This is a genomic window from Sphaerimonospora cavernae (assembly GCF_042435035.1).
Taxonomy (GTDB): Bacteria; Actinomycetota; Actinomycetes; order Streptosporangiales; family Streptosporangiaceae; genus Sphaerimonospora; species Sphaerimonospora cavernae.
Genome location: NZ_JBHMQT010000049.1, coordinates 1 through 4801 on the forward strand (window position 1 = coordinate 1; position 4801 = coordinate 4801).

Sequence of the window (4801 nt, forward strand, 5' to 3'; positions counted from 1 at the left end):
CGCTTCCGCTCCCACCACGTCGACATGGCCGACGACGCCTCCATCGTCGCGGCGGTGCGGGCCGCGGCCGAGGATCTCGGCGGCCGCATCGACGTGGTCTGCAACATCGCCGGGGTCACGCTGGCCACCCCGATCGACGACCTGGACATCGACCGGATCCGCACCATCACCCAGGTGAACTTCATCGGCCCGCTCCGGCTCATCTCCGAGGCGCTGCCGCACATCCCCGCGGGCGGCTCCAGTGCGATCGTCAACGTCGCCTCCACCTCGGGAACCCAGGCGATGCCCACGATGGCCGCCTACGCCGGCTCCAAGGCGGCGCTGATCTCGGCCTCCTTCACCCTGGCCGTCGAGCTCGCCCCCAAGCGGATCCGGGTCGTCCCGATATCCCCGTCCGGCGTGCAGACCAAGATGAAGGGGGATTTCGCGAAGCAGTTGCAGGGCTACCGAGGTGGCGACTGGTATTCGCGGCTGACCCTTCTGTGGGGCCGGGAGACGATGGGCCAGGCCGACGACCTGGCAGCGTTCATCGCGTTCGCCGCCTCGGAGGAGGCCAAATACTGGAACGCGTCCGAACTGCGCGTCGACGGCGGCACCCGCGCCTCGTTCTGAAGGAACGTGCCTGCACGTCCCGCCCGCGTCTCCTCGCGATCCTCCGACCTCGGCGGGCCGGGGCGCCCTTCGGGAGCGGACGATCGCCGCCGCTCTTGCCGGACGCCCCAGCCATTTACGCGGATCGCTACCAGCAGGCGGGCTACCTGCTCAAGACGAATCCCTCGTAGCCGGCCTCGACCTGCTCGTTACACCGCTGGATGTATCGGTCGAAGCCGCCGACGTAGACCATGAACACGCGGGGCTTGCCGGGGATGTTGGCTCCCAGATACCAGGAGTCCGCCTTCTTGTAGAGCGTGTAGTCGGCGACCATGTTCACCTCGGCACTCCAGTTTTCCTCCCATTCGGAGGTGGTGTCGACGCGCCCGTAGCCGTTCTCCTCCATGTGCTCGACGAACTTGACGACCCAGTCGACCTGCCACTCACCACTGGTGATCATCTGGGCGAGGACCGAGGGGCTGCCGGGGCCGTGGATCATGAACAGGTTGGGGAATCCGGCGACGAAGTAGCCGAGATAGCTGGTCGGGCCGTTCGCCCACTTGTCGCGGAGATCCATGCCGCCGACGCCGGTCACGTTCATCCTGGTCATCGCCCCGGTCATCGCGTCGAAACCGGTCGCGAAGATGATGATGTCCAGGTCATAGGCAGTGGCGGTCGTCTTCAGCCCGGTTGGAGTGACCTCGGTGATCGGATCGCTGCGTACGTCGACGAGGGTGACGTTCTCGCGATTGAACGTCTCGTAATATCCGGAGTCAAGGCAGAGCCGCTTGGTGCCGAACGGGTACGTCTTCGGGCACAGCAGTTCCGCTACAGCCTGGTCCTTGACCGTCTGCCGGATCTTGTTCCGGACGAACTCGGCGACGATTTCGTTGGCCTCCGGATTCACCATCGTTTCCCTGAAACAGCGGACGAACTCGAAGCCGCCCTTGGACGCCCACGCCTCGTTCAGGATCTGCTCGCGTTCCTGGGGGGTGAATTCGAATATGGAGCGGCGGTCTGCCGGATTCGCCCAGTAGACCGCGCCGGGGTCCTGGGAGATGGCGGCGCGCCGTTCGGTGTAGTTCGCCTTCCACTCGCGTTCGTACTCGGGTTCGAGCGGCCGGTTCTTCGACGGCAGGCTGAAGTTCGGCGTGCGCTGGAAGACATGGAGGTGGCCGGCCGTTTCGGCGACCACGGGAGCGATCTGGATCCCGGTCGATCCGGTCCCGATGAGCCCCACCCGCTTGCCGGTGAAGTCGACCTCCTCCCTGGGCCAGTTCGCGGTGTGGTACCACTGGCCCTGGAAGGAGTCCAGGCCCGGGAACTGCGGAATGTTCTCGGCGTTCAGGCTGCCGGCGGCGGCGATGACGTACTTGGCGACGACCTGGTCGCCCCGATCGGTCCGGACGTGCCAGCGGTTCGCCGCCTCGTCGAACCGGAGCCGGTTCACCCGGGCGCTGAACTCAATCCGCTCACGGAGGTCGAACCGGTCGGCGACATGGTTGGCGTACGCCTCGAGATCGGGCTGGGGGGAGTAGTGCTCGGGCCACCTCCACTCCTGCTGGAGGTCCTCGTCGAACGAGTACGAGTACTGCATGCTCTCGATGTCGACCCGTGCCCCGGGGTATCGGTTCCAGTACCACGTGCCGCCCACTCCGTCGCCCGCTTCGAAGCAGACGACCTTCGCGTTCAGGTCACGAAGCCGGTACAGCGCGTACAGCCCGCTGAAGCCCGCGCCGATGACGACGACGTCGTATTCGGCTCCGGTGATCGGTCTCGCGGATTCCATCGGTGTTTCTTCTACCGTCGACATCGAGATATTCCTTTTCCACTCTGGGTGCTCCGGTTTCGGCCAAAGCGGCCCTACGCCGCGGTGGGGCGGGGCGCCAGTCCCCGGCGGGTGGCGTCGATCAGTTCCGCGCGCATCCGCTGCGAGACCCCGGCCATCGGCAGGGCGCCGCCGGAGCCGTGGAACGTCCCCGCGAACAGGTGCAACTCGGTGGGCACTCCATGCTGGACGAGCCGCTGCGCGTACGCGATGCCCTCATCGCGCAGCGGGTCGAACTCGCAGACCGAGACGTACGCCGGGGGGAGCCCGGACAGGTCGGTCGCGCGGGCGGGCGCGGCATAGGGCGAGACCGGGTCGTCCTCCTGGCGCGGGCCGAGGTAGTGCCGCCAGCTGTGGATCGCGTTGGGGCGGTTCCACAGCGGCGTGTCGGTGAACTCCCGCATCGACGGGCTGTCGAGCCGGTCGTCGAGCACGGGGATGTCGAGCAGCTGGAAGCACAGCTCGGGGCCGCCGCGGTCACGCGCGAGCAGGGCCGTCGCTGCCGCGAGGGCGGCGCCGGCGCTGACCCCGCCCACCGCGATCCGAGCCGGGTCGACGCCCAGGGCGGCGGCGTTCTTCGCGGTCCACCGCAGCACCGCGTAGTAGTCCTCGACGGGGGCGGGGAAGGGGTGCTCCGGCGCCAGCCGGTAGTCGACCGAGATGACGACGGCGCCGACCTCGGCGGCGATCTGCGCGGGAAGGGCCTTTTCGCCTTCGCTGTCGCCAAGTACGAACCCTCCGCCGTGGCCGTACACCAAGGCCGGCCGCTCCCCGTTGTGCTCGGTGGGCGCGAACACCAGGATCGGGACGTCGGGCGCCCCGTCCGGGCCGGGCACCGTCCGCCGCTCGAGGGTCAGCCCGGCGGGGAGCTCGAACGGCGGCAACTGCTCGATCATGGCCGCGGTGAAGGCGCGGGCGGCCGCGAGATCGGTGACGTCGAGCGTGGGGAGCATCGAGATCCACGGCCGGATCTCGGGATCGTAGGCGTAGGTCACGGCAGTTCCTCCTGGAGCGACGGGGGAGTCAAAATTTGTGGCGGAATGTGAGCTTTGTCATTAGTCATGGCAACAGCCGGCTTATCTGCCGTTCTCTGGCTTCGCGGGCGCGATGCGGCGCTGGAGCAGGATGAGCGGGTCGTGCTCGTCGCGCCGTCCCGTGGGGCCGTCGCCTTCCTTGGCCACGAACCGGCCCGCCTCCGAGCGGGTCCATTCGCGTACGGCCCAGCGCTCGGAGATCGCCCAGCGGCCGTCCCGACAGGTCATGTGGTCGACATAGCGCGCGCCGCTGGTGAAGTTGACCCGGGGGTCGTCGGCCGGCTCACCCCAGTGGACGAAGGTTCCGTACGTCTCCGCGATCGCCACGTCGCCGTACAGCTCGACGAGGTGGTTCCCCACGATGTGCATGGTGCCGCCGAGACGGGCCCGGAGCTTGGGCTCGACCCAGGCGAGGAACTCCTCGACGGTCCCCTCGAAGCCGGTGTGATGGTCGATCGCGCCGGGATGGTAGGCCGAGCGGACCAGGTCGAAGTCGAGCCGGTCGATGCCCCTGCAGTAGCGCAGGACGACATCGTGGATCTCCTGGCGGTCCGACCACTCCGAACGCTGTCGCGCCACGGTCATCCCTCCTCATCTCAGCAGGCAGTGGCGGGCGAGGGCGCCCATTGGGCGTACAGCGGGCTCGCCCGGGTCCGCGGAGAACTCGTGGCTGAGTCGAGTCTCCGCGGACCCGGGGCACGCGCCATCCGAGCGGCGCGCGGCAGGATGCGTGCGATCGTCAGAACGAGGCGCGGGCGCCGCCGTCGATGCGCAGTTCGGACGCGTTCCAGTACTTGGCCTCTTCCGAGGCGGCGAACGCGATGAAGGCGGCCAGCTCGTGGGCCTGACCTGACTCCTGCTGACCCCACAGGTGGATCATGCGGGAGTACCAGTCGCCCTCGTAGTCCTTCACCTGCTCCCAGATCTCCCACATCATCTTGGTCTGCACGCCGGACGGGGAGATCGGGACGACCCGGATCCGCTTGGGGGCGAGCTCGACGGCCAGGGTGAAGGAGGCCGAGACCAGGGCCGCCTTGGAGCCGGCGTAGGCGGCCATCGTGGGCACCGCCTGGGTCGCCGCGTTGGAGGCGACGTTGATGATCGCGCTGGCGCTGCCCGCGGGGATGTGCGGCAGCGCCTCGGAGATGAGCCGGAGCGGGCCGATGAAGTTCACCTGGGTGATGGTGCGGATCCGGTCGATGTCCAGGTCGTCGATCGGGGTGGCCAGCGTGACCCCGGCGATGTTGCAGACCACGTCGATGCGGCCGCCGAGATCCTCGGCCGCCGCCCGCACCGCCGCGACGATGGAGGCGTCGTCGGCCATGTCGACGTGGTGGGAGCGGAAGCG

General features: G+C 68.3%; 5 protein-coding genes. 1 reads left to right on the plus strand and 4 read right to left on the minus strand.

The genetic code is table 11. The annotated features are described in order from the left end of the window. Window positions 1-612: SDR family NAD(P)-dependent oxidoreductase (locus ACFHYQ_RS22535; RefSeq protein WP_394303115.1), on the plus strand; the 612-nt coding region annotated here is incomplete at its 5' end. 142 nt (window positions 613-754) lie between these two features. Here the strand turns inward: ACFHYQ_RS22535 and ACFHYQ_RS22540 are convergent. From ACFHYQ_RS22540 to ACFHYQ_RS22555, 4 genes are all read right to left on the minus strand, one after another. Further along, the gene (locus ACFHYQ_RS22540; RefSeq protein ID WP_394303116.1) at window positions 755-2380 is read right to left on the minus strand and encodes a flavin-containing monooxygenase; all 1626 of its coding nucleotides are present in this window, start codon (window positions 2378-2380) and stop codon (window positions 755-757) included. Window positions 2381-2454: 74 nt separating this feature from the next. Further along, on the minus strand, window positions 2455-3414 hold the full coding sequence (locus tag ACFHYQ_RS22545; RefSeq protein WP_394303117.1) for an alpha/beta hydrolase: 960 nt from the start codon (window positions 3412-3414) through the stop codon (window positions 2455-2457). An 81-nt stretch (window positions 3415-3495) separates the two neighbouring features. Then, window positions 3496-4038, minus strand: coding sequence for a nuclear transport factor 2 family protein (locus tag ACFHYQ_RS22550; protein WP_204010090.1), 543 nt, complete (start codon window positions 4036-4038; stop codon window positions 3496-3498). A 154-nt stretch (window positions 4039-4192) separates the two neighbouring features. Then, window positions 4193-4801: SDR family NAD(P)-dependent oxidoreductase (locus tag ACFHYQ_RS22555; RefSeq protein WP_394303118.1), on the minus strand; the 609-nt coding region annotated here is incomplete at its 5' end.

Bases quoted from the DNA above. Each gene is read 5' to 3' on its own strand.
- ACFHYQ_RS22540 (WP_394303116.1), bottom strand. From the start codon at position 2,380: ATGGAATCCGCGAGACCGATCACCGGAGCCGAATACGACGTCGTCGTC.
- ACFHYQ_RS22550 (WP_204010090.1), bottom strand. From the start codon at position 4,038: ATGACCGTGGCGCGACAGCGTTCGGAGTGGTCGGACCGCCAGGAGATC.